The sequence below is a fragment of the Sulfitobacter sp. JL08 genome (assembly GCF_003352045.1).
Lineage (GTDB): Bacteria > Pseudomonadota > Alphaproteobacteria > Rhodobacterales > Rhodobacteraceae > JL08.
In genome coordinates this window covers 226,288-249,298 of the sequence record NZ_CP025815.1, presented here as the reverse complement: position 1 = coordinate 249,298, position 23,011 = coordinate 226,288, and the positions used below count along the sequence as shown (strand labels likewise).

22 protein-coding genes and 1 other RNA gene are annotated in these 23,011 nt (G+C 60.1%); 10 read left to right on the top strand and 13 right to left on the bottom strand.

Annotated features, from left to right (window positions below):
• The first annotated feature begins 77 nt into the window (after positions 1–77).
• Positions 78–917 carry a universal stress protein gene (locus tag C1J05_RS01240; RefSeq protein WP_114868669.1) on the top strand — a complete coding sequence of 280 codons (840 nt, stop codon included), beginning with the start codon at positions 78–80 and terminating at the stop codon, positions 915–917.
• Between the two features lie 44 nt (positions 918–961).
• On the opposite strand, the gene fnrL is transcribed toward C1J05_RS01240, so the two are convergent.
• Positions 962–1,717 carry a transcriptional regulator FnrL gene (gene fnrL / locus C1J05_RS01235; protein WP_114868668.1) on the bottom strand — a complete coding sequence of 252 codons (756 nt, stop codon included), beginning with the start codon at positions 1,715–1,717 and terminating at the stop codon, positions 962–964.
• 62 nt (positions 1,718–1,779) lie between these two features.
• Between fnrL and hemN the strand changes: the two genes are divergently transcribed.
• Positions 1,780–3,135 (top strand): oxygen-independent coproporphyrinogen III oxidase, encoded by a 1,356-nt coding sequence (gene hemN / locus C1J05_RS01230; RefSeq protein WP_114868667.1) that lies wholly within the window; start codon positions 1,780–1,782, stop codon positions 3,133–3,135.
• Positions 3,136–3,223: 88 nt separating this feature from the next.
• Here hemN and C1J05_RS01225 read toward each other — a convergent pair whose 3' ends face one another.
• The 5 genes from C1J05_RS01225 to C1J05_RS01205 all read right to left on the bottom strand — a co-directional run bounded on the left by C1J05_RS01225 (position 3,224) and on the right by C1J05_RS01205 (position 9,638).
• Complete coding sequence (locus C1J05_RS01225; protein WP_114868666.1) at positions 3,224–4,804, bottom strand: ABC transporter ATP-binding protein; 1,581 nt, start codon at positions 4,802–4,804, stop codon at positions 3,224–3,226.
• Positions 4,801–5,907, bottom strand: a complete 1,107-nt coding sequence (locus tag C1J05_RS01220) for an ABC transporter permease (RefSeq protein WP_114868665.1) — start codon at positions 5,905–5,907, stop codon at positions 4,801–4,803. Before C1J05_RS01220 ends, C1J05_RS01225 begins: the two co-directional genes overlap by 4 nt.
• Positions 5,907–6,995 carry a microcin C ABC transporter permease YejB gene (locus tag C1J05_RS01215; RefSeq protein ID WP_114868664.1) on the bottom strand — a complete coding sequence of 363 codons (1,089 nt, stop codon included), beginning with the start codon at positions 6,993–6,995 and terminating at the stop codon, positions 5,907–5,909. Before C1J05_RS01215 ends, C1J05_RS01220 begins: the two co-directional genes overlap by 1 nt.
• Before the next feature lie 10 nt (positions 6,996–7,005).
• Positions 7,006–8,937, bottom strand: a complete 1,932-nt coding sequence (locus tag C1J05_RS01210; RefSeq protein WP_114868663.1) for an extracellular solute-binding protein — start codon at positions 8,935–8,937, stop codon at positions 7,006–7,008.
• 194 nt (positions 8,938–9,131) lie between these two features.
• Positions 9,132–9,638: a c-type cytochrome gene (locus tag C1J05_RS01205; protein WP_114872041.1), complete on the bottom strand. Its 507-nt coding sequence runs from the start codon at positions 9,636–9,638 to the stop codon at positions 9,132–9,134.
• A gap of 130 nt (positions 9,639–9,768) precedes the next feature.
• Here C1J05_RS01205 and C1J05_RS01200 point away from each other — a divergent pair, with 130 nt between their 5' ends.
• Positions 9,769–10,602, top strand: coding sequence for a prephenate dehydratase (locus C1J05_RS01200; protein WP_114868662.1), 834 nt, complete (start codon positions 9,769–9,771; stop codon positions 10,600–10,602).
• Here C1J05_RS01200 and C1J05_RS01195 read toward each other — a convergent pair whose 3' ends face one another.
• Positions 10,603–11,079: an SRPBCC family protein gene (locus C1J05_RS01195; RefSeq protein ID WP_114868661.1), complete on the bottom strand. Its 477-nt coding sequence runs from the start codon at positions 11,077–11,079 to the stop codon at positions 10,603–10,605. It lies immediately after the preceding gene.
• 78 nt (positions 11,080–11,157) lie between these two features.
• Positions 11,158–12,126: an NAD(+) diphosphatase gene (gene nudC / locus C1J05_RS01190; protein WP_114868660.1), complete on the bottom strand. Its 969-nt coding sequence runs from the start codon at positions 12,124–12,126 to the stop codon at positions 11,158–11,160.
• 187 nt (positions 12,127–12,313) lie between these two features.
• Between nudC and C1J05_RS01185 the strand changes: the two genes are divergently transcribed.
• Both C1J05_RS01185 and ffs read left to right on the top strand, forming a co-directional pair.
• Positions 12,314–14,179: a bifunctional 2',3'-cyclic-nucleotide 2'-phosphodiesterase/3'-nucleotidase gene (locus C1J05_RS01185; protein ID WP_114868659.1), complete on the top strand. Its 1,866-nt coding sequence runs from the start codon at positions 12,314–12,316 to the stop codon at positions 14,177–14,179.
• A gap of 54 nt (positions 14,180–14,233) precedes the next feature.
• An RNA gene (gene ffs / locus C1J05_RS01180) (signal recognition particle sRNA small type) lies at positions 14,234–14,331 on the top strand.
• Positions 14,332–14,386: 55 nt separating this feature from the next.
• Here the strand turns inward: ffs and ypfJ are convergent.
• On the bottom strand, positions 14,387–15,220 hold the full coding sequence (gene ypfJ / locus C1J05_RS01175) for a KPN_02809 family neutral zinc metallopeptidase (protein ID WP_114868658.1): 834 nt from the start codon (positions 15,218–15,220) through the stop codon (positions 14,387–14,389).
• A 143-nt stretch (positions 15,221–15,363) separates the two neighbouring features.
• On the opposite strand from ypfJ, the gene C1J05_RS01170 reads away from it, so the two are divergent.
• From C1J05_RS01170 to recR, 3 genes are all read left to right on the top strand, one after another.
• On the top strand, positions 15,364–17,127 hold the full coding sequence (locus tag C1J05_RS01170) for a DNA polymerase III subunit gamma/tau (protein ID WP_114868657.1): 1,764 nt from the start codon (positions 15,364–15,366) through the stop codon (positions 17,125–17,127).
• Between the two features lie 88 nt (positions 17,128–17,215).
• Positions 17,216–17,560, top strand: coding sequence for a YbaB/EbfC family nucleoid-associated protein (locus tag C1J05_RS01165; RefSeq protein WP_114868656.1), 345 nt, complete (start codon positions 17,216–17,218; stop codon positions 17,558–17,560).
• Between the two features lie 28 nt (positions 17,561–17,588).
• Positions 17,589–18,182: a recombination mediator RecR gene (recR, locus tag C1J05_RS01160; RefSeq protein ID WP_114868655.1), complete on the top strand. Its 594-nt coding sequence runs from the start codon at positions 17,589–17,591 to the stop codon at positions 18,180–18,182.
• A 59-nt stretch (positions 18,183–18,241) separates the two neighbouring features.
• Here the strand turns inward: recR and C1J05_RS01155 are convergent, their stop codons facing one another.
• Positions 18,242–19,021 (bottom strand): DUF1013 domain-containing protein, encoded by a 780-nt coding sequence (locus tag C1J05_RS01155; RefSeq protein WP_114868654.1) that lies wholly within the window; start codon positions 19,019–19,021, stop codon positions 18,242–18,244.
• Positions 19,022–19,147: 126 nt separating this feature from the next.
• Between C1J05_RS01155 and C1J05_RS01150 the strand changes: the two genes are divergently transcribed.
• Positions 19,148–19,777 carry a ribonuclease T2 family protein gene (locus C1J05_RS01150; RefSeq protein ID WP_114868653.1) on the top strand — a complete coding sequence of 210 codons (630 nt, stop codon included), beginning with the start codon at positions 19,148–19,150 and terminating at the stop codon, positions 19,775–19,777.
• 61 nt (positions 19,778–19,838) lie between these two features.
• Here C1J05_RS01150 and C1J05_RS01145 read toward each other — a convergent pair whose 3' ends face one another.
• The 3 genes from C1J05_RS01145 to C1J05_RS01135 all read right to left on the bottom strand — a co-directional run bounded on the left by C1J05_RS01145 (position 19,839) and on the right by C1J05_RS01135 (position 22,590).
• A complete protein-coding gene (locus C1J05_RS01145) occupies positions 19,839–20,813 on the bottom strand; it encodes a quinone oxidoreductase family protein (RefSeq protein ID WP_114868652.1) in 975 nt (324 codons plus the stop codon).
• 25 nt (positions 20,814–20,838) lie between these two features.
• Complete coding sequence (locus C1J05_RS01140) at positions 20,839–21,822, bottom strand: NAD(P)H-quinone oxidoreductase (protein WP_114868651.1); 984 nt, start codon at positions 21,820–21,822, stop codon at positions 20,839–20,841.
• Between the two features lie 69 nt (positions 21,823–21,891).
• Positions 21,892–22,590 (bottom strand): COQ9 family protein, encoded by a 699-nt coding sequence (locus C1J05_RS01135; RefSeq protein ID WP_114868650.1) that lies wholly within the window; start codon positions 22,588–22,590, stop codon positions 21,892–21,894.
• A 111-nt stretch (positions 22,591–22,701) separates the two neighbouring features.
• Here C1J05_RS01135 and rpsU point away from each other — a divergent pair, with 111 nt between their 5' ends.
• Entirely contained in the window at positions 22,702–22,908 is a 207-nt protein-coding gene (gene rpsU, locus C1J05_RS01130; protein WP_007118112.1) for a 30S ribosomal protein S21, read from the top strand.
• The last annotated feature ends 103 nt before the right edge of the window (positions 22,909–23,011 follow it).

The window sequence follows — 23,011 nt, the reverse complement described above, 5'->3', positions numbered from 1 at the left end:
TCGTATTGATCCGAGTCAAGGTAGCACACGCGCGGGCGCACTAGGGTCGAATCATAAAGCCAACAAAGGAGAGGTCCATGAGCTACAAATCGCTTTTGACCGTACTGACGGATACGCAGCTTTTGAACGAACCGCTGGATCAGGCCATTGCGCTTGCCGGTACAGAAGACGCCCATATCGATGTCGTGTCGCTGGGCGTGGATCGCAGCCAGGTCGGGTATTATTATGCCGGCGCCAATGCGATGATCCTGCAGGAAACCATTACCCGCGCCCAGAACGAAGCAGAAGAACTGGATGCGCTGGCCCGCAAAAAGCTGAAACAGGCCGATGTGCGCTGGGCCAGCGATACGGCTGTGGCCGCGTTGGCCGATCTGGGCCGCCATGTGGCATTGCCCGCACGGTTTTCCGATCTGGTGATCCTGCCACAGCCCTATGGCAACGATCAGGGCCCCGAGGTTGAAGCCGTGGTCGAGGCTGCGTTGTTCGAAGGTCGCGCCCCGGTTCTTGTTGTACCGATGGACAAAGCGCCGTTCACAACGCCCAAACGCATCGTGGTCGGCTGGAACCAAAGCGCCGAAGCCCTTGTGGCCATCCGCGCGGCCCTGCCATTGCTCAAGGCGGCGGATGCCGTCCATATCGTGGTGATCGATCCCCCCGCCCACGGGCAGGACCGGTCCGATCCCGGCGGCCCGCTGTCACAGATGCTGTCGCGTCATGGCGTTCATTGTGAGATTGACGTGCTGAGCAAGACCATGCCGCGGGTATCGGACATTCTGAACCGGCATGTCACCGATGTGGACGCCGATATGGTGGTGATGGGCGCTTATGGCCATTCCCGCCTGCGAGAAGCGATCCTTGGTGGTGCCACCCGCTATATGCTGGAACAGGCCAAGGTGCCGGTATTCATGGCCCATTGACGGTTCACGGCGCGTATCCGTTATGGTGCGCGCCGTTCCATCGATCAGGCCAGCATACCGCCATCGCTGTCATCCCCGGCCTCGTCCATCAGACGCGACATATCCGGCACGGTGACATGGCGCTTGCCTTCCAGAAGGATCACGCCTTCTTTTTTCAGTGCCGACATCTGGCGGCTGACCGTTTCCAGCGTCAGACCCAGATAATCGGCCATCGCCTCGCGGGTCAGCGGCAGGTCGAACACCAAAGGACCATCGGTCCCGACTAGTTTCAGTGTGGCGTCACGGCGGGCAATGATGCTCAGCAGGCTGGCGATCTTTTCGCGCGCGGTCTTGCGCCCCAGCACCAGCATCCATTCGCGGGCTGCATCCAGTTCATCCAGCGTCATTTCCAGCAAACGATGTGCGATATGCGGCGTGGTCTGGATCATGTCCTCGAACGGTTTCTTGCGGAAACAGCACATCACCAGATCGGTTGTCGCAATCACATTATAGGCGGATCCCTCACGCCCCGGACGCCCGACAAAATCAGACGGCAGCAACAGGCCCACCATCTGGGTGCGGCCGTCTTCCATGGTCTGGGTCAGCGTCGCGATGCCGCTGACAACCGACGCAACGAATTCCATACGGTCGCCGGCCCAGATAATGGTTTGTCCGGCCTCGTATGACCGGTAATATTTCATGCCTTCCAGACGTTCCAGTTCGTCGGATTCGCACCGCGCGCAGACAGCCCGATGCCGGATCGGGCAGCCGCTGCATTCCTGCGGCAATTCATTCAACTGCGTTGTCTTCAGCTGGGGCATATTCTGTTCGCGCTTGATTTAGGTCAAAGAAGTACCGGATTTGTATCTTCTAAGGTATTTGCATGGAAACAAAAACACAATTGGCCAAGCTGGGTCTTTTTGACGCGAAAGTGCCACGCTATACCAGCTATCCGACAGCACCCCATTTTAGCACCGAAGTGGGGGCTGATCATTTCAGCAGCTGGATCCGCGCCATTTCGCCCGGGGCCTCCGTATCGCTATACATCCACGTGCCGTTTTGCCGCCGTCTTTGCTGGTTTTGCGCCTGCCGCACCCAGGGCACACAAAGCGACAGACCGGTGATGGCCTATCTGGACACGCTGAAATCGGAACTTGCCCTGCTGAAACGTGAATTGCCGCAGGGTGTAACGCTGAACCGTCTGCACTGGGGCGGGGGCACACCCACCTTGCTGTCGCCTTCCATGATGCAGGATCTGGCCGGTACGATTTTCGATGTCGCCCCGCTGGGGGAAAGTGCCGAATTCTCGGTTGAAATCGATCCCAACGAAATCGACGAAGCGCGGCTTGATGTGTTGGCCGCGTCGGGCATGAACCGCGCCTCGATCGGGGTGCAGGATTTCGACGAGGAAATCCAGCAGACGATCGGGCGCATTCAGGGCTATGACGTGACCCGCGATGCCGCGAACATGATCCGCGAACGCGGCGTGGCCAGCCTGAACGCGGATATCCTGTTCGGCCTGCCGCACCAGAGCCAGGAACGCATGACAACTTCGGTTCAGAAACTTCTGTCGCTCAATCCCGACCGGGTCGCACTTTATGGCTATGCTCATGTGCCGTGGATGGCGCGCCGCCAGTCGATGATCCCATCCGAGGCCCTGCCCACCCCCGCCGAACGGCTCGACCTGTTCGAAACCGCACGCCGCCTGTTCCTGTGGGACAATTACGAAGAAATCGGCATTGATCACTTCGCCACACAATCAGACGGGCTCAGCTTTGCGAAAAAGGCCGGCACCTTGCGGCGCAACTTTCAGGGCTACACCGATGACACCTCAGACGTTCTGATCGGCGTCGGCGCATCCTCGATCTCGAAATTTCCGCAAGGGTATGCCCAGAACGCGCCCGCGACCTCGGCCCATACCGGCGCGATTCGAGACGGGCGGTTTTCCACCGCACGCGGCCATGTGTTCAGCGAAGACGACAGATTGCGCGCGCGCATGATCGAGGCATTGATGTGCGATTTCCGCGTTGATCTGGCCGATATCACCAACCGGTTCGGTGTTGCCCAGACCCAGGTGATGCAGATGCTGGACGGTATTGCCACGCAGTTTCCCGATATGGTCAACGTCGATGAAACCGGCCTGTTTGTGCCACCGAAAGCGCGCGCGCTGACGCGGATGATGGCACGCAGTCTGGATGCCTATGATCTCAGCAAGGCAGGGCACAGTTCGGCCATCTGATCGCGGCACACGGGCTTCGGCTTCATTTGTCCGGAAATACTCAAAAACACGGCGCTGGCACCATGCAGTGCCACCGTTTTTCTCGCGCTTATCGCGCGGCGTTCATCAATGCCTTGGTATAATCGGTCTGCGGGTGTTCAAACAACGCTTCGGCATCGCCGTATTCCACGACGTCGCCCTGTTTCATCACCATCACCTTGTGTGACATCGCGCGCACCACGTTCAGGTCATGGCTGATGAACAGATAGGCCAGCCCGTATTTGGCCTGAAGATTGCGCAACAGATCGACAATCTGCACCTGTACCGTCATATCCAGCGCCGATGTCGGCTCGTCCAGAACCAGCAGTTTCGGGCGCAGCACCATGGCGCGTGCGATGGCGATGCGCTGGCGCTGCCCGCCGGAAAACTCGTGCGGGTACCGGTCCATTGATGCCGGATCAAGGCCGGTTTCCACCATCACCTCGGCCACCAGTTCGCGCGGGGCCCGCGCCGGATCGACCTTGTGAATGGCCAGCCCTTCGGAGATGATCTGCGCGCAGGTCATGCGCGGGCTCAGCGATCCGAACGGATCCTGAAACACGATCTGCATGTCCTTGCGCAAACGGCGCAATTCGCGCGTCGACCACTGGCGCACGTCCTGATCCATGAACGTGATGCCACCCTCAGAGGCGATCAGCCGCATCAGGCCAAGCGCCAGCGTGGTCTTTCCCGACCCGCTTTCGCCGACAATGCCAACAGTTTCGCCCGCGCGCACGGAAATGCTGGCATCGTTCACCGCCTTGATATGACCTACCGTGCGTTTCAACAGGCCGCGGTGGATCGGAAACCACACTTTCAGATGCTCGGTCCGGGCGATTTCGGGGGCATCCTCGGGCACCGGGCCGGGCTGGCCCACAGCATGGGCCCCCAACAGTTTGATCGTGTAGGGGTGTTGGGGGTTCTCGAAAATCTGCGCCGTCGGGCCTGTTTCGACGATTTCACCGTCTTTCATCACGCAGACGCGGTCTGCAATGCGCCGCACGATGCCCAGATCGTGGGTGATGAACAAAAGGCCCATGCCTTCGCTGTCTTTCAGCTCTTTCAGCAGGTCCAGAATCTGTGCCTGAATGGTCACGTCCAGCGCTGTGGTCGGTTCATCCGCTATCAGAACATCGGGTTTGTTGGCCAGCGCCATCGCGATCATCACGCGCTGGCGTTGCCCGCCAGACAACTGGTGCGGGTAGGCACCCAGGCGGCTTTCAGGGTCGCGTATACCAACCTTGGTCAGCAACTCGACAATCCGGTCACGCGCCGCCTGCCCGCTTAAGCCCTGATGCAGGGCAAGCGATTCCGTCAACTGCCGTTCCAGCGTGTGCAGCGGGTTCAGCGATGTCATGGGTTCCTGAAAGATGAAACTGATGTCGTTGCCGCGCACCTTGCGCAACAGCGCCTCGTCTGCACCGATCATCTGCTGCCCGTCATAGGTAACCGATCCGCCGACACGCGCACTGTCGCCCAGCAGGGATACAGTACTGAGTGCCGTAACTGATTTACCCGACCCGCTTTCGCCCACAAGGGCCACGGTTTCGCCCCGCTCCAGCGCAAAGCTGACACCGCGCACCGCTTTGGTTTCTGCCCCGTCCTGACGGAACGAAACGGTCAGGTTCTGCACATCCAGCAAGGCCGTCATGTAAATGTCTTTCGCGGATCAAAGGCATCGCGGATGCCTTCAAATATGAACACCAGCAATGACAGCATCACCGCAAAGACCGTAAAGGCGGTAAAGGCCAGCCACGGGGCCTGCAGGTTCTGTTTGGCCTGCAATGTCAGTTCGCCCAAAGATGGCGAGGAAGCGGGCAAGCCGAAGCCCAGATAATCAAGGCTGGCCAGCGTGGCGATGGTGCCGGTGACGATAAAGGGCAGCATGGTCAGCGTGGCCACCATCGCGTTCGGCAGCATATGACGGAACATGATCGTCACGTTGCCCACGCCCAGCGCCTTGGCCGCGCGCACATACTCCAGATTGCGCGCCCGCAGGAATTCGGCGCGCACCACACCCACCAGACTGGTCCAGCTGAACAGCACCAGCAGGAACACCAGCAGCCAAAAACTTCGCCCCAGCACCGCGAACATGATGATGATCACATAAAGCGATGGGGTTGATGACCAGATTTCAATGATCCGCTGGAACACCAGATCCAGCCAACCGCCGAAATATCCCTGCACCGCGCCCGCCGAGATCCCGATCAGGGATGCGGCCGCCGTGACCATCAGGGTAAACAGGATCGACAGGCGGAACCCGTGGATCACCCGCGCCAGCACGTCGCGTTTCGTGTCATCCGTGCCCAGCCAGTTTTCCGCGTTGGGCGGCAACGGGGCCGCGCCTGGCCGGTCCACGGCGGTTTTGTAGGAATAGGGAATGGGCGGCCAGATGGCCCAGCCTTTTTCGATCGCTTCCCCGTCTACAACACCGTCTGCTGCGTCCTCGATCGTGGCTTCGGGATCATCCAGACATATTTCCAGCCCGCCGGTTTCGATCAGGCAGGCCACTTCGGGATCGCGATAGATCGCCTCGGTCTGGAAATCGCCGCCAAATTCGGTTTCGGGATAGAATTTGAACACCGGCATGTAGAAATCGCCGCGATAGGACACGAGGATCGGTTTGTCGTTGGCGATAAATTCGGCAAACAGCGACAGGCCGAACAGCACCGAAAAGATCATCAGCGACCAAAAGGCGCGCCGGTTGCGTTTGAAGTTGCGCCAGCGGCGCTGGTTCAGCGGAGAAAGAGCCATTATCCCTCGCGCCGTTCGAAATCGATGCGCGGGTCCACCAGAACATACATGATGTCCGAAAGGATTCCGACGACCAGTGAAATCAGGCCAAAGATGAACAACGTGCCGAAGATGACCGGATAGTCGCGCGCCACCGCGGCCTCAAACCCAAGCCGGCCAAGCCCGTCGAGCGAAAAGATCGTTTCAATGATCAGCGATCCGGCAAAGAACACACCGATAAACACCGCCGGAAACCCGGCGATCACGATCAGCATCGCATTCCGGAACACATGCCCGTAAAGAACCTGCCGTTCCGACAGGCCCTTGGCGCGGGCGGTCATGACATAGTGTTTCTTGATCTCGTCCAGAAAACTGTTCTTGGTCAGCAGGGTCAGCGTGGCAAAGGCCGATATGGTCGATGCCAGCACCGGCAGCGTGATGTGCCATGCGTAATCAACAACCTTGCCCCATGTCGACAGTTCGGAAAAATTATCCGATGTCAGGCCGCGCAGCGGAAATATCTGCCAGTATGACCCACCTGCCAGCAGCACCAGCAGCAGAATGGCAAACAGAAACCCGGGGATCGCATAGGCCACGATGATCGCGCCGCTGGTCCATGTGTCAAAAGGTGTGCCGTCTTTCACCGCCTTGCGGATGCCCAGCGGGATCGACACCAGATAGGCAATGATCGTCGACCACAGGCCAAGGGTGATCGACACGGGCAGCTTTTCGATGACCAGATCAATCACACTGATTGATCTGAAATAGCTTTGCCCGAAATCCAGCCGCAGGTAATTCCACAGCATGTTGCCGAACCGCTCCAGCGGCGGCTTGTCAAAGCCGAATTCCTTTTCCAGTTGTTCAATGAACTCGGGCGGCAGCCCCCGCGCCCCCACGTATTTTTCGCTGGCGGCAAAATCTGTGGCGCCTGCATCGCCTGCGCCACCCCCGGTAAACCCGCCGAACACATCGCCTTCGCCCTGCGCGCGCGCAATCGCCTGTTCCACAGGCCCGCCCGGCACAAACTGGGTCAGCGTGAAATTCACCAGCATGATGCCGAACAGTGTCGGAATGATCAGCAGTAACCTGCGAAGAATATAGGCGCCCATGTGGCTGTACTTACCGCAGCGCGCCGGCGGCCTTCAAGGCAGCGGCCTTGTCGGCATTGAACCACCAGAAATCCAGTTGGCCCAGCGCATAGGGTGGCAGTGGTTCGGGATGTTCGTACTGATCGTAATAGGCCAGCCAATAGCTGTCATTGTACCACACCGGGATCATGAAGAATTCATAGCGCAACGCTCGGTCCAGTGCGCGCAAAGACGCCTGTTCCTCTTCGCTGCTTTGCGCCTGCAAAGACGCCTGTATGATCGCATCGACCATCGGGCTGGCAAGACCGGCGGGGTTGAATAACGACACGGCGGCATCTTCGGACCCGTAGCGTTGCATCAATCCGGTGCCGGTGCCCAGAAACGATGCGTAGCTGTCGAACACCAGATCATAATCGCGGTCGCGTTCGCGCAGCGTGTATTGTGCAGGGTCGACCTTTTCCAGAACCGCATCCAGCCCCATGGCCGTCAGATTGGACATGAAATTTTCGATCACGCCACTTAACGTGCCATCCGAAGCCGTATTGAACAGCAAGGTCACGCGCAGCGGGCGGCCCGACGCATCGCGCCGCTTTCCGTCACTGCCCACGGCCCATCCCGCCTCGTCCAGCATCTTCATCGCAGTGCGCAGATTGCGCCGGTCGAGAAGACGGTCGGCCTTGGACGTATGCGGCATCACAGCAGGTTCCGTCAGCAGTTCGGACGGAAGGATATCGCCCAGCGATTGCAGAAACGCCAGTTCATCGCCTTCGGGTACACCGGTTGCCATCAATGGCGTATCCTGTGTGAATGACGCACGCTGTTTGAACAGCCCGTATTGCAGGGATTCGTTGGTCCATTCAAAGTTGAATCCCAGAGCAATCGCCTGACGCACCCGTTTGTCCTTCAGCACATCACGCCCCAGATTGAACACGATACCGGACGGCGTGGGTGGTGTGCCGTCAGGCAGTTCTTTCTTGACCACCTCGCCTTTGGCGACACGCGGAAAATCGTAGGACGTGGCCCATTTTTTGGAATCGCCCTCGGTGCGGAATGTGTATTCCCCCGCCTTGAAACCTTCGAACGCGGATGTGTCATCGCCGAAATATTCGATGCGGATGCGATCAAAATTATTGCGGCCCACATTGAACGGCAGATCGTTGCCCCAGTAATCGGGGTTGCGTTTGTAAACGATGCGACGGTTGATATCGACGCTTTCGATCATGTAGGGGCCTGACCCCGGCGATGTTTCCATGCGGCTTTCATCCAGCCGCGCGCCGGTGTCTTCGAACCATTTTTTCGACCAGACCGGCACACCGCCCACCTGATCAATCAGGCTACGGCGCGAAATGTCTTCTGTGAAATAGAACTTGATCGTGTGGTCATCCAGCACTTCGGCCTTGGGAATACGCTTTTTCACCGCTGCCGCATATGAGGGCAGGCCCTGTTCCAGCAGCAGGTTGTGGCTGAACAACACGTCATGCGCCGTGACAGGCGTGCCATCGGAAAACCGCGCCTCTTTGCGCATGTAGAATATCACCCAGTCCTTGCTGGCCGGATATTCCAGCCGTTCGGCCAGCAGCCCGTATCCTTCACCGTAAGTATCGGCAGGTACGGCCGCGCCTGACGGTCCGTCGCCCAAAAGGCTTTCGTACATCATCCAGCTTAGCTGCCCACGCCGGCCCTTGCGCGAATAGGGGTTCATCGAATCAAACGTGCCCAGCGCGGCAAAGGAAATCTCGCCGCCTTTAGGCGCATCGGGGTTCACGTAGTCAAAATGCGTGTAATCCGCCGGATAGGTTAGATCACCGTAAAACGAATAGCCGTGGGATATGATGATATCGTCACTTTGCGCGGCCACCTGTTTGCCCCAGATCACCAACACCGCCAGCATAATCCCCGCCGTCAGAAACGCCCTTGCACGAATATCGGGCAGGGCTTTGGCGCGAGCGCGGGATCGGGTCATGGGGATATCCTTTGTCCTGTCGGGTGGTCGCAGCTTGCCTGCGTTATCATCTATCTAAGCTAAAGGGCGCGATTGCCAATATTCAAGACCCAAGGCGCGCGATACAAGCGGATTTGACCGGATGCGGCACATGCCAATGAAAAAGGCCGCCCTTGCATCTGCAAAAGCGGCCCAAATTCTGTCTGATCCGGTGATCAGTTGTCCAGACTGTCAAGATAGGCGATCAGATCGGCCCGGTCCTGAGGCTTTTTCAAACCGGCAAATGCCATAGTCGTTCCGGGCGCGTAATCTTTGGGCTTTTCAAGAAACCCGTCCAGATTTTCCGGGGTCCAGGCACCGTCCATGCTGGCCAGCACGTCGGAATAGCCAAATCCTTCGGCAGCTGCTTTTTCACGGCCAACCACACCGTAAAGGTAGGGGCCAGTACCGTTTGCGCCCTGCTCCAGCTTGTGGCATGCGCTGCACTTTCTGAATACGCCAGCGCCTTTTTCGATATCGGCAGACGCCATCAGCTCATCAAAGCTGGGTCCGGCTTCTTCGGCTTCGCCGCCTTCATCATCGCCGGTTTCAATCACATAGGATTGTTCATGGTGGCCATGATCCCCGTAAAGGATATCAGCCGCCCATTTGCCCAGAAGAAAGATCAGAAGAGCCGCACAAAGGCCGCCGGCGATTTTAGTGAACGTCATCGTGTCGAGCATTGATCCGCATTCCATAAACTGCTTTTGCGCGTATCTATTGCTTCCCCTTGGCTGTGGCAAGGTGTAGTTACCGCGACCAAACGCCCACCGGTCAGTTTCCGGTGCGCGATTGCACAGGAAAGAGGGCAGGATGACCCATAAAATCGCATTTCAGGGAGAACCCGGCGCCTATTCACACGAGGCATGCCGCAACGCACGCCCCGATATGGAAGCGTTGCCCTGCCGTACATTCGAAGATGCGATTTCTGCCGTATCCACAGGTGCGGCGGAACTGGCGATGCTGCCGGTCGAAAATTCGACCTACGGGCGGGTGGCCGACATTCATTCCCTTTTGCCGCAATCCGGGCTGCACATCATCGAAGAGGCATTCGTGCGGGTGCACATCAACCTTCTGGCCTTGCCGGGTACTAAACTGGCCGACGTCAAAAGCGCGATGAGCCATACCGTATTGCTGGGCCAGTGCCGCAAATTTCTGGAAGAACACGGTATCCACCGTGTCACCGGCGCGGATACGGCCGGGTCGGCGAAACAGGTGGCTTTGGCGAGCGATCCGACAATGGGTGCGCTGGCGTCAGAACTGGCAGGCGATATCTACGGGCTGGACGTTCTGGCCCGTCATATCGAGGATCAGGGCAACAACACCACCCGGTTCCTGATCATGTCGCGCACGGCAGATACATCGCGGCGCGGCAAACACGGTATGATCACCAGTTTCGTTTTTCAGGTGCGCAACATTCCCGCCGCCCTTTACAAGGCGATGGGCGGCTTTGCGACGAACGGCGTCAACATGACCAAACTGGAAAGCTATATGGTAGGCGGGTCGTTTACCGCGACCCAGTTTTACGCCGATATCGAAGGCCATCCCGATGATCCCAACGTCAAACTGGCGCTGGACGAACTGGATTACTTTACCGACATGCTTGAGATTCTGGGCGTCTATCCGGCAGACCCGGGACGGCACTGACTAGAACGGGCGAACCGGCGCGGCGTTACGGTCTTCGATGACCTTGGCATATTCGGCCACCCGCTGCTTGAACCGCAGTGTCAGGTTTGACTTGGCCAATTTCAGCGATTGCACCAGCAACCGCGCCGACAGGTTCTTGGGCTTTAGTTCCAGCGCCACGGACAGCCGTGTGCGCCCGCGTGACAGCGCCATCAGATCCATCGACAACGCGCCTTCGATGCCTGCCGATTTTGACTGGAACAACAGGCAATCGGGCCGGTTATACTCGACCAGCGTGATTTCCAGATCGCGCGGTTTACCCCGCATCGTAAACGCCGCTTTCCACTGCATGCCAACCGCAGGGCCGGTCAGCGCATCAACACGGCGCACATCCGCCCCGCGACGCAACGCATTGCGTTCATAAACGTCGAAATCCGATAGCATTTCGAACACCTGATCAATCGGTGCGTCGATATCTTCTCTGGTCGAAAATTTCATAGCCCGCCCGGTGGTGTATCAAACTGCGGTCAGTCAGCACCGCCCACACCCTTTTGTCCCTTAACCCCGACTGTCGCGTCAATCCAGCGAATCCGCAAGCCAGTTTCGCAAAAGAAAATGCGCGATCGAACCCTTGCGCGCCGGATGCAGCTTGGGATGTGTGCCGGCAAAGGCGTCCATCATCTCTTCGCGCGACACCCACAGCGCATCCTCGATTTCAAGCGGATCAATGCAGATATCACGGCTGGTGGCAACGCCGGCGCACCCGAACATAAGCGATGCGGGAAACGGCCACGGCTGACTGGCCAGATAGGTCACTTCACCCACATCAATGCCTGCCTCTTCCTTGACTTCGCGGCGCACTGCGGCCTCAAGCGTTTCACCCGGTTCGACAAATCCGGCCAGCAGGGAATACATGCCATCAGGCCACCCCGGCGATCGCCCCATCAGCACCGCGTTGCCACAGGTGATCAGCATGATCACAACCGGATCCGTGCGCGGAAAATGGTGCGCACCACAGGCCGGGCAATCGCGCTGCCATCCGGCATTGGCCATGTCGGTCGCGGCCCCGCACTTGGCGCAAAACGGGTGAATTTCATGCCACGCAAACACCGCTTTGCCGGTGGCGGCCATTTCGGCATCGCGCGGCGAAAGGCGGGTCATCACTCCGCGCAGTTCGGCGAACACATGGTCGGGCGGCAACAGCGGATGGTGCTGCTCTGTCGGGTCGAAAAACGCGCCCATCTTGGCTTCGTCGACATCCTTGGGCTGCCAGCCATCCAGGACGCAGGCAAACACCGCATGCCCGTCTTCACGGCCCAGAAATATCCGTTCATCCGATGCCTGATCCAGAACCGGATGATCCAGTGCCAGGCGCGCCAGTCCGTTGCGCTCTTTTCCGCACAGCAGCGGTTTGCCGCGCCAGTAGAGAACCGCCCGCGCCAGTGAATCGGCGGCGGCGAGCGCAAGTTCGGTCACGTTGGTGCGCAATTCGCCCGCGCGATCAAGCCCCGAACCACCGAATGTTACTGTTTCTGCCTGTTTCATGCCGTGCCTGCTCGCAGATCAATCTGCCTAGGGCATCGCATGCGCGGCACCGGTGTGCAATGGCGGCGCGATTGTATCTGTTTTCACACAGGTGCGCGGCTTTGTGCACCGATGTGCTTTCCCCAACGGCACCAAAGAACTAAACCTAAAGTTGTATTTCAACGTTTGCCGATGCCCCGGACACATCATGCTAAACCCTTCCCCCGTTCTCCGGCTGCGCGTGTTGGCAACAACTGATCTGCATCTGCATCTGATGGCCTATGACTACCATAACGACAGGGCCGATGATGCGGTCGGGTTGGTGCGCACGGCCACGCTGATCCGGCAGGCCCGGTCCGAGGCAGAGGCTCAGGGCGTGACCGTTGTTCTGCTGGACAATGGCGACCTTCTGGAAGGCACGCCTATGGCCGATGTGCTGGCACAATCGCAGGTGCCGCACCCCCTGATCACCGCAATGCACGATCTGGGATACGACGCCGCGACACTGGGCAACCATGATTTCGATTTCGGGCTGGACTATCTGGATCGGGTTCTGGCGCAGGCACGGTTTCCGGTCCTGTCCAGCAATGCCAAACGCCTGCACGGGCGGGCGTGGCCCGATCACGCCCTGCTGCTGCGTAATATCAACGACCAGAACGGTCAGGCCCATTTCATCCGCATCGGCCTGATCGGGCTGTTGCCGCCACAGGTCATGCAGTGGAACCGCCAAATTCTGGCGGGTCAGGTGACGGTTCGCGATATCGTGGCCACGGGCATTGAAAAGGCGCGGGCACTCCGGCGCGGCGGGGCCGATCTGGTGATTGCCCTGGCCCATACCGGCATCGCTGATCCGCGCGACGGGCCAAATCCGGAAAACGCCGCGCTGGATCTTGCCCGAACCGGCGAAATCGATGCGCTGATCGCAGGGCATACGCACCTGCATCTGCCGGGCCCCGATCATGCCGGCTGGCCCGAAGTTGATCCGGAAAACGCAAGGCTGGGTACCGTCCCGGCGCTGATGCCGGGGGCGCGCGGTGCGGTGCTGGGGGTGATGGACCTGACATTGCAACAGACAGAAACCGGCTGGTTCGTGGCGCAGCACAGCAGCGCATTGCGTCCCATCGCGCTTCAAACCGCATCGGGCCAGACACGCGCGGTTGTGGCGGACGATGTGCGCCTGTCGCGCCTGTTCGCCCCGTATCACGCCAGAGCGCTGACACAGATGCGCGCGCATGTGAGACAGACCGACGCAAAACTGCACAGCTATTTTGCAGCCCTGTTCCCGTCGGATGCACTGGCCCTTGTGGCGCGGGCGCAGGCGCGAACCGTGCGCTTGGCGCTCGATGGCACGGATTCGGGCAGACTGCCCCTGCTGTCGGCGGTGGCGCCGTTCAAAACGGGCGGGCGCGCTGGCCCTTTGAATTATACCGACATTCCCAAAGGTCCGTTGCTGCAACGCCATGTTGCCGATCTTTACGTGTTTCCCAACCGCCTGTCCGCGATCAGGATCAGCGGCGCCATTCTGGCAGACTGGCTCGAGATGTCGGCGCTGTTTTTTTGCACTCATGACCCTGACTTGCGCACGCCTCAACCGCTGCTGATCCGCGATTATCCGATGTATAATTTCGATGTGATCTATGGGCTAAGCTATGAAATCGATCTGCGCGGCCCTGCGCGGTTTTCGCCTGACGGCCGGTTGCGCGACCCTGTTGCGCAGCGCATCCGCAACCTGCGCTGGAACGGCGCTGCGGTCGCGGCAGACCAACCGTTTGTCGTGGCCGTAAACACCTATCGCGCAGGTGGTGGCGGACACTTCCCCGGGCTTGCGGCTGCACCGGTTGTTTATGACTCGGACACAACCGTGGTCGATTGCATCCTGCAAGACCTGAACACCCCCGCACCGTATGCCCCGCCGTGGCCGGATCCGTGGCAGCTTTGCCCCCTTGGCGGCGCACAGGTTTCGTTTGAAACCGGCCCCGGTGCCATGGCGCATCTGGATGACATTGCCGGTTACAACCCCGTGCCGATGGGTGTGAACGATCGCGGGTTCCTGAAATTGCACCTGACGCTTTAGGCGTGCGTTTTACCGCCGCTTGCGAATCTGCGCCCGCATGCCTATATCCACGGTCGAGAGGTTGGCGCGGGCAGGCGCCTCGCCAACCTGGTCAGATCCGGAAGGAAGCAGCCATAACGAGCCCCGCTTGGGTCGTTGTCAGCCTCTCACCTTGCATGCCTCACGCCGTTGTGCGCGCGTTGTGGCGACGAAGCAGGAAAATCCAACCTACAGATTGGCAGCGCTGAACGTATCGCATTGCGACAGGTTGCCGCTTTGATAGCCTCGGGCAAACCAGCCGGCGCGCTGTTTCGATGTACCATGCGTAAACGTGTGCGGGGCGGGCACCCGTCCGGCCTGACGTTGCAGATGGTCATCGCCGATCCGCACTGCTGCGTTCAGTGCTTCTTCAATGTCGCCCGGCTCCAGCAATTCGCCGACATTGTTCGCCCACACACCTGCCAGACAATCGGCCTGCAATTCAAGCCGGACAGTCAGCGCATTGGCCTCGACCTTGGACACCTGCCTGCGCCGCTGATCGACCGGGGCCAGAATACCAAGCTGGTTCTGAACATGGTGGGCCACCTCGTGGGCAATCACATAGGCAGCCGCAAAATCGCCGCCCGCCCCCATCTGGCGGTTCAGCGTCACGAAAAAATCGGTATCAAGATAGGCCTTTTGATCCACTGGGCAGTAGAACGGGCCGGTCGCCCCTGATGCGCCGCCACAGGGGCTTTGCGTCATGCCGGAAAACAGCACCAGCACGGGCGGCGTGTAGTCGCGGCCAAGCTGGTTTGCGAAGATATCGTCCCACACCTCTTCTGTGGTCGCCAGAACCCGCGTTGAGAAATCCGCCGCCTGATCCTGCTCGGCCGTCGTGGCCTGCGATTGCGCGGGCGCTGCCGTCTGGTTCAACAACGGTGTTACATCAATGCCTGCAAAGTACCCGATCGCCAGAATGATCAGCACACCAAACAGGCCCACACCGCCCGCACGGCGGCCCCCGCCTGCCCTGCGCCGGTCATCCACATTCCGGCTGGATTTAACACCCCTCAATCGCATCGCCTTGCCCTCGCTGCCGCATACTGCCCCAGCATAACGCGACCCGCCGCGCCAGTGAACGGATAATTCGGCTCAGCGCCGGTGGACGCGGCCCGCGCCCCGCTTTACCCTAGCGCATTGATGCGAATCCCAATGGCAGGCCCATGACCGAAGACACCCCGACAGCCTATCGCGTTCTGGCGCGCAAATACCGGCCGGAAACCTTTGTTGATCTGGTGGGGCAGGATGCCATGGTCCGCACGCTGAAAAACGCGTTCGAGGCGGACAGGATCGCGCAAGCCTTTATCATGACGGGTATCCGCGGCACCGGTAAAACCACCACTGCGCGGATCATCGCCAAAGGCATCAACTGCATCGGGCCGGATGGCACCGGCGGCCCCACCACCGAACCTTGCGGCGTTTGCGAACATTGCGTCGCCATCATGGAAGGCCGCCATGTGGACGTGATGGAAATGGATGCCGCCAGCCGCACCGGTGTCGGCGATATCCGCGAAATCATCGACAGCGTGCATTATCGCGCCGCCTCGGCCCGTTATAAGATCTATATCATCGACGAAGTGCACATGCTGTCCACCTCGGCATTCAACGCACTGTTGAAAACGCTGGAGGAACCGCCCGCCCACGTCAAATTCATCTTTGCCACTACCGAAATCCGTAAAGTGCCGGTTACGGTACTGTCACGCTGCCAGCGCTTTGATCTGCGCCGGATCGAACCCGAAGACATGATCGCCCTGATGCGCAGGATTGCAGCAAGCGAAGGCGCCGATATCACGGATGACGCCCTTGCGCTGATCACCCGCGCCGCCGAAGGATCGGCGCGCGATGCCACGTCGCTGCTGGATCAGGCGATATCGCACGGTGCGGGCGAAACCACCGCCGATCAGGTCCGTGCTATGCTGGGGCTGGCCGATCGCGGGCGGGTACTTGACCTGTTTGATATGATCATGCGTGGCGATGCCGCCGCCGCACTGGAAGAACTGGGCAGCCAGTACGCTGACGGCGCCGACCCGATGGCGGTGCTGCGCGATCTGGCTGAAATCACCCACTGGATATCGGTGGTCAAGATTACCCCGGATGCCGCCGAAGATCCCACGATCAACCCGGATGAGCGGCTTCGCGGCACGCAGATGGCCAAAGACCTGCCCATGCGCGCGATGACACGGATGTGGCAGATGCTGCTCAAGGCGCTGGACGAGGTAGCCGCCGCGCCCATCGCGATGATGGCCGCAGAAATGGCCGTGATCCGCCTGACCCATGTGGCCGAACTGCCCAGCCCCGAAGACCTTGTGCGCAAATTGCAAAACATGCCTGTTCCAACCGCGCCGACTCCCTCTGGCGGCGGCGCGCCTGCCGCCGGCAACGCACCGGTGGCCGGTTCAAGCCAGACCCGTATTGCCGTCACAACCGATGCCCCATCCGGGGGCGGCAACGGCCCTGCAACGGCCCTTGCGCCGCAGGACGATACGGCGCTGGCCCGTTTTCCCAGCTTTGAACACGTGATCGAACTGATCCGCGTCAACCGCGATGTGAAACTTCTGGTCGAAGTCGAAACAACCCTGCAACTGGCCCGTTACACGCCGGGACGGATCGAATTTGTGCCCACCGATGCTGCCCCGCCCGATCTGGCGCAGCGTCTGGGCCAGCGCCTGCAATTGTGGACAGGCAACCGCTGGGCCGTCTCTGTCGTGAACACAGGGGGCGCGCCCACCATCGCACATCTGCGCGATGCGGCCGAAAACGCGCTGAAGGCGCAGGCCGAAGCGCACCCGCTGGTGCAGGCGGTTCTGGCGCAATTTCCAGACGCGCGGATCACCGATATCCGCACCCCCGACCAGATCGCCGCCAATGTCGAGGTCGAGGCCCTGCCCGAAGTCGATGACGAATGGGACCCGTTCGAAGACGGCTGATGCGCGCGGCAACGTGCCCGCCCCCTTGTGGCAGGCCTCCCCCGCGCGTATCTCTACCCGGAACCCTTTCAAACAGGAGAGTAACAGGATGCTCAAAGGACTAGGCGGCATGGGCGACATGGCCAAGATGATGAAGGCCGCGCAGGAAATGCAGACCAAGATGGCGCAGCTTCAGGAAGACATGCACAACCTGATCGTCACCGGTGAAAGCGGTGCTGGGCTGGTCAAGGCCACCTGCACGGCCAAGGGCGAGCTCAAGACGCTGGATATCGATCCGTCGATTTTTAACGGCGATGACAAGGAAGTGGTCGAAGACCTGATCCTGGCCGCGATCAAGGATGCGCAATCCAAAGCCTCGGACAAGGCCCAGGAAGAAATGGGCAAGCTGACCGAAGGCATGGGCCTGCCCAAGGACATGAAGCTGCCGTTCTGACACAACGGCGCCCCAGGAAAACCCCGACTTGAGCAGCACAAAAGACATTGACGCCCTGATCGACATGATGGCCAAGCTGCCGGGCCTTGGCCCGCGCTCGGCCCGGCGCGCCGTGCTGCACCTGATCCGCAAACGCGCCCTGCTGCTGACGCCGCTGGCCGATGTGATGCAGATCGTGGCGGCAACGGCACGGGAATGCCTGAACTGCGGCAATGTCGGGACGCAGGACATCTGCGATATCTGCACCAGCGAAAAGCGCGCCAATGGCGAAATTTGCGTGGTCGAGGATGTCGCCGATCTGTGGGCGCTGGAACGCGCCGCCGTGTTCAAGGGGCGCTATCACGTGCTGGGCGGAACGCTTTCGGCGCTGGACGGTATAGGCCCGGATGCCTTGCGCATTCCCCGCCTGATGGATCGTGTCCAAAGCGAAAACATCAGCGAAGTCATCCTTGCCCTCAATGCCACTGTCGACGGCCAGACCACGGCGCATTATATCGCCGACCAGCTTGACGGCACCGTGCGTCTGACCTCGCTGGCGCAGGGCGTCCCCATCGGGGGCGAGCTGGATTATCTCGATGACGGCACGATCTCGGCGGCACTCAGGGCGCGCAAGGCGATCTGATATGAAAAAACCCCGGTGTTTTCACACCGGGGTTCATTGTTGCAATAGTCGAAACCGGCTTAGCGGTTGTGCTCGTCGTCTTCGTCATCCCCGCCCGCGGGCAGGTTGAACAGGCTGTCTGCATCGACCAGGGCTGTGTCCTTGTCCTCGTCGTCCTCGTCTTTTGCGTCCTGGTCGGCGCTGCCGCCGCCCAGCGTAAAGGTTTCAAGCCCTTCAATCGCGGTCGGCATTTTCGGCTCGGGCTCGCCACCCAGGGACTGTTCGGTGCTGACCAGTTTGCGGCGTTCGTCATCGCTCATCAGTTCGCCACTTGCGGCTTTCTTGGCGGCAGCCTTCTGTACGGCGGCGTCCAGTTCGGATTGTTTGCACAGGCCCAGCGCCACCGGATCGATCGGCTGGATGTTGGAAATGTTCCAGTGCGTACGCTCGCGGATGGCCTGAATCGTCGGCTTGGTCGTGCCGACAAGTTTTGACACCTGCGCATCGGTCAGTTCAGGGTGGAATTTCACCAGCCACAGAATCGATGCCGGCCGGTCCTGCCGTTTGGACAGCGGCGTATAGCGCGGCCCGCGGCGTTTTTCCTCGCCCTCTGCCGCCGCGTTGAATTTCAGCTTCAGCGCGTGCATCGGGTTGGTTTCGGCGGCGGTGATTTCCTCTTGCGTCAGCTGGTTGTTTGCAATCGGGTCAAACCCTTTGACGCCGGTCGCCACATCACCATCGGCAATGCCCTGCACTTCCAGCTCGTGCATGCCGACGAAATCGGCGATCTGTTTGAAACTGATGGTAGTGTTGTCAACCAGCCAGACGGCGGTCGCCTTGGCCATAAGCGGTTTTGCCATGTCACGTCTCCTTACGCATATCTTCCCCGATGCCTGAAACAGGCGGCCCCGGGATCGGGACGGGTTACCATTGTGGGGGAACTTGCAGGCTGTATAGTCGGGCTTGCACGATAAGGAAAGAGCAGAATGCGCTGGCTGTTTGTCTGGATCACCCTCGCCTCGGTCGCAGTTGCCGACGGCGAAAAAGCGGGCGAATTCGACTATTATGTCATGTCGCTCAGCTGGTCGCCGAACTGGTGCGCACAGAAAGGCGATGCGCGCAATTCCGATCAATGCGATGCGCGCCACGATCACGGCTGGATTCTGCACGGCCTCTGGCCGCAATACCATCGCGGCTTTCCCAGCCTCTGCCGCACCACCCAGCGGCCCCCGACACGGGGCATGACAGATGATATGGCCGACATCATGGGCACCAGTGGTCTGGCCTGGTACCAGTGGAAGAAACACGGCACCTGTTCAGGCCTTTCTGCCAGCGCCTATTACGCCTTGTCGCGTCAGGCCTATGAAAGCATCACGCGCCCGCCCGTATTCCGCCAGCTTGACCGCGCGGTTCGCCTGCCCGCCTCGGTGGTCGAGGAAGCGTTTCTGGATGCCAATCCGGAACTCGACCGCGACATGATCACCATCACCTGCAAGAACAACCACATCCAGGAGGCGCGCCTGTGCCTCTCGAAGTCCCTGAAGCCGGTTCCCTGCGGTCAGGATGTGGTGCGCGACTGCACGTCGCAAAACGCGCTGTTTACGCCGGTGCGCTGATCAACTCCGGTAAGACCGGGGCACGGCACCCGTCTTCATTTGTCCGCAAATACTCGTAAACCTACACCGTCAACACCGTGCTGCCGGTGGTTTTGCGCGCCTCAAGCGCGGTGTGTGCCTGGCGCACATCTTCCAGCGCAAACCGCTGGTCGATGCGGATGCTCACTTCGCCCGATTGCACTTTGGAAAACAGGTGCTGCGCCATCGCCTGACAGGTGTCATGATCCCCGATATGGGTGAACAGCGTCGGGCGCGTGATCTTGAGCGATCCCTTCTGCCCCAGAATGCCGATGTTGAACGGTGGCACCGGGCCGGAGGCATTGCCGAACGAAATCATCATGCCCAGCGGCTTCAGACAGTTCAGCGACCCCTCGAATGTGTCCGCGCCCACTGCATCCATCACCACATCAACGCCGGTTCCACCGGTGATCTCGCGCACGCGTGCGGCAAAATCCTCGGTCCGGTAGTTGATGCAGTGTTGCGCGCCATGTTCCAGCGCCAGCGCGCATTTTTCGTCCGATCCGGCGGTGCCGATCAGGGTGATCCCTTCGGATCGCGCCCACTGGCAGGCAATCAGACCCACGCCGCCGGCAGCGGCATGAAACAGAACCGTATCGCCTTTTTTCAGGGGGGTGGTGCGGTGGAACAGGTATTCAACAGTCATCCCTTTCAGCATCATCGCCGCACCCTGTTCGAACGACAGATCGTCCGGCAGCGGGCACACCTGTGCGGCCGACATCACGCGCGCTTCGCAATAGGCACCGGGCGGGGCGGCGGCATAGGCTGCGCGGTCCCCGACCTTCAGATGGGTCACACCTTCGCCCACGGCCTCGATCACGCCGGCGGCCTCCATGCCCAGCGCATGGGGCAAATCCAGCGGGTAGAGTCCGGTGCGCTGGTAGATGTCGATGAAATTCAGCCCGCAGGCCTTGTGGACAATCCGTACCTCGCCGGCTTCGGGATCACCCACAGGCCGTTCGGCCAGGCTCAGGTTTTCCGGTCCGCCGAATGCGTCGATCATCACTGTTTTTGCCATGGTGTCCTCCTTTTGGTAGCGCTGTTCAGGCCACGTTCAGTACGATTTTTCCGATATGGGTGCTGCTTTCCATCCGCTCGTGTGCGGCAATCACATCCGCCAGATCAAATTCGCTGTCCATCACCGGGCCAATCTGGCCGGTGCCCAGCATCGGCCAGACGGCCTCGCGCAGATCGGACGCGATGCGCGCCTTGGCCAGATCGCTTTGCGGGCGCAGCGTGCTGCCGGTGATCGTCAGGCGGCGCATCATCATCTGGGCAAAGTTCAATTCAACCTTGGGCCCCTGCAAAAACGCGATCTGCACCAGCCGTCCGTCATCCGCCAGCGCCGATATATTGCGCGGTATGTAATCGCCCCCAACCATATCAAGGATCAGATGCGCGCCGCCTTCATCCTTCAGAACGGGGACAAAATCGTCCTTGCGGTAATTGATCGCGCGTTCCGCACCCAGCGCCAGACACGCTTCGCATTTTTCGTCCGATCCGGCGGTGGTAAACACCCGCGCGCCGAACGCATGGGCCAGCTGGATCGCGGTTGTTCCGATGCCTGATGATCCCCCATGCACCAAAAACCGTTCCCCGGCCGTCAACCTGCCGCGGGTGAACACGTTGGAAAAGACCGTGAAAAAGGTTTCGGGCAGGCAGGCGGCCTGTTTCAGGTCCATCCCGTGTGGCACGGGCAGGCAATGCGCCGCCGGTGTGATGGCATATTCCGCATATCCGCCGCCCGGCAACAGGGCACAGACCTCGTCGCCGACCTGCCAGCCCGATACGCCCGCGCCCATCGCGATAATTTCACCCGACGCTTCCAGACCGGGCAGATCGCTGGCGGTTGGCGGTGGCGCATAGGCCCCGGCGCGTTGCAACGCATCGGGGCGATTCACGCCCGCATAGGCCACGCGGATCAGAACATCGCCATAACCCGGTTCGGGGACAGGCCGGCTGGTCATCCGCAACACGTTCGGGCCACCTGGTTCGGTGATTTCAATCGCACGCATGGTCTGTTTCATCGGTGGCACGCTCCTGTCGTTTTCCGATGTCTTACCATCGCGCGCACTTCGGCGAAACGGGGGAATGCGCTATCTGGGCGTGGTCCAGCTTCCCGGCAGGTTCACGTCGGGCATTCTGGTGGGCGCGCGCACCTTGCCCAGCGCCCAAAGCGGCCCGGCCAACAACCGCTTGAGCGCCGGATTGCTATTCACCTGTGCCTTGAACTTTTCAAACTGCATGACGTTTTCGATCCGCCGGTCCAGAAACGCCCAGGTCGCCTGATGTCCGACCGAATCATCGCCCAGCCAGTACAGCACGGTGGAACTGTAAACACCGCTGAGCGTGGCGCGTTTCGTGTACCAGTTCACATCGTCGGATGTGTCGCCCAGTGCCGTCCATATCTTGTCACAGGTGCCCCAGACGGCCCTGGCCCCGTCTGCCGCGTAATGGGGCAGCGCAAACAGGGTGGCGCCACGGCGCACCGCTTCCTTGTCTTCAATCGCTTCCAACCGCAGCCGCACGGCCAGCGCGATTTTGTCACGGAATTTCAACTCGCTCATGTCTGCCTTGGCCAGACGGGCCAGCATTTCCGCGTCTCCGGCATCGTGAAAGGCCAGCGCCAGATCCACCGCGCCGCGCGGAAACAGCGCCCGCGCTTGGATCGCATCCATCCCTGTGTCGGCGATCGCCGCCTTCAGCGTCGCTTCGGACCAGCCGTCAAACGGCACATGTGTCAGGGCTGCCGCCAGCAATTTCGCCTTTGCATCATCCTGTGGAAGTCCGGTCATTTCGTGCTCCTGCGTGGTGTTTGACAATACTAGACAACATAGGGTCGCTTTGCTATACGGCCACTTCCTGCAAATCCTTGCAACTCTTACTAGAAAGGTGGTGAAAACCACATGCAGGTTAGTGTTCGTGACAACAATGTCGATCAGGCCCTTCGGGCTCTGAAGAAAAAACTCCAGCGCGAAGGTGTGTTTCGCGAAATGAAGCTGAAGCAGCATTTCGAAAAACCGTCCGAGAAAAAAGCGCGCGAGAAGGCAGAAGCGATCCGCCGCGCCCGGAAATTGGCACGGAAAAAAGCGCAGCGCGAAGGTATGATGTAAATCATCCCCTTGGAACTGTAAGACTAGATTTAACCCTGCTTGCCCGACGGCACGCGGGGTTATGTCTTTTTATGGGGGCGCGCGCACCCTATATGCGCGCAGT

Bases quoted from the DNA above. Each gene is read 5' to 3' on its own strand.
- nudC (WP_114868660.1), bottom strand. From the start codon at position 12,126: ATGAAACAGGCAGAAACAGTAACATTCGGTGGTTCGGGGCTTGATCGC.
- C1J05_RS01155 (WP_114868654.1), bottom strand. From the start codon at position 19,021: ATGGCAAAACCGCTTATGGCCAAGGCGACCGCCGTCTGGCTGGTTGAC.
- C1J05_RS01185 (WP_114868659.1), top strand. From the start codon at position 12,314: ATGCTAAACCCTTCCCCCGTTCTCCGGCTGCGCGTGTTGGCAACAACT.
- ypfJ (WP_114868658.1), bottom strand. From the start codon at position 15,220: ATGCGATTGAGGGGTGTTAAATCCAGCCGGAATGTGGATGACCGGCGC.
- C1J05_RS01170 (WP_114868657.1), top strand. From the start codon at position 15,364: ATGACCGAAGACACCCCGACAGCCTATCGCGTTCTGGCGCGCAAATAC.
- C1J05_RS01145 (WP_114868652.1), bottom strand. From the start codon at position 20,813: ATGGCAAAAACAGTGATGATCGACGCATTCGGCGGACCGGAAAACCTG.
- C1J05_RS01150 (WP_114868653.1), top strand. From the start codon at position 19,148: ATGCGCTGGCTGTTTGTCTGGATCACCCTCGCCTCGGTCGCAGTTGCC.
- C1J05_RS01205 (WP_114872041.1), bottom strand. From the start codon at position 9,638: ATGCTCGACACGATGACGTTCACTAAAATCGCCGGCGGCCTTTGTGCG.
- rpsU (WP_007118112.1), top strand. From the start codon at position 22,702: ATGCAGGTTAGTGTTCGTGACAACAATGTCGATCAGGCCCTTCGGGCT.
- C1J05_RS01135 (WP_114868650.1), bottom strand. From the start codon at position 22,590: ATGACCGGACTTCCACAGGATGATGCAAAGGCGAAATTGCTGGCGGCA.
- C1J05_RS01220 (WP_114868665.1), bottom strand. From the start codon at position 5,907: ATGGCTCTTTCTCCGCTGAACCAGCGCCGCTGGCGCAACTTCAAACGC.
- C1J05_RS01210 (WP_114868663.1), bottom strand. From the start codon at position 8,937: ATGACCCGATCCCGCGCTCGCGCCAAAGCCCTGCCCGATATTCGTGCA.
- fnrL (WP_114868668.1), bottom strand. From the start codon at position 1,717: ATGCCCCAGCTGAAGACAACGCAGTTGAATGAATTGCCGCAGGAATGC.
- hemN (WP_114868667.1), top strand. From the start codon at position 1,780: ATGGAAACAAAAACACAATTGGCCAAGCTGGGTCTTTTTGACGCGAAA.
- C1J05_RS01165 (WP_114868656.1), top strand. From the start codon at position 17,216: ATGCTCAAAGGACTAGGCGGCATGGGCGACATGGCCAAGATGATGAAG.
- C1J05_RS01200 (WP_114868662.1), top strand. From the start codon at position 9,769: ATGACCCATAAAATCGCATTTCAGGGAGAACCCGGCGCCTATTCACAC.
- C1J05_RS01225 (WP_114868666.1), bottom strand. From the start codon at position 4,804: ATGACGGCCTTGCTGGATGTGCAGAACCTGACCGTTTCGTTCCGTCAG.
- C1J05_RS01215 (WP_114868664.1), bottom strand. From the start codon at position 6,995: ATGGGCGCCTATATTCTTCGCAGGTTACTGCTGATCATTCCGACACTG.
- C1J05_RS01195 (WP_114868661.1), bottom strand. From the start codon at position 11,079: ATGAAATTTTCGACCAGAGAAGATATCGACGCACCGATTGATCAGGTG.
- C1J05_RS01140 (WP_114868651.1), bottom strand. From the start codon at position 21,822: ATGAAACAGACCATGCGTGCGATTGAAATCACCGAACCAGGTGGCCCG.
- C1J05_RS01240 (WP_114868669.1), top strand. From the start codon at position 78: ATGAGCTACAAATCGCTTTTGACCGTACTGACGGATACGCAGCTTTTG.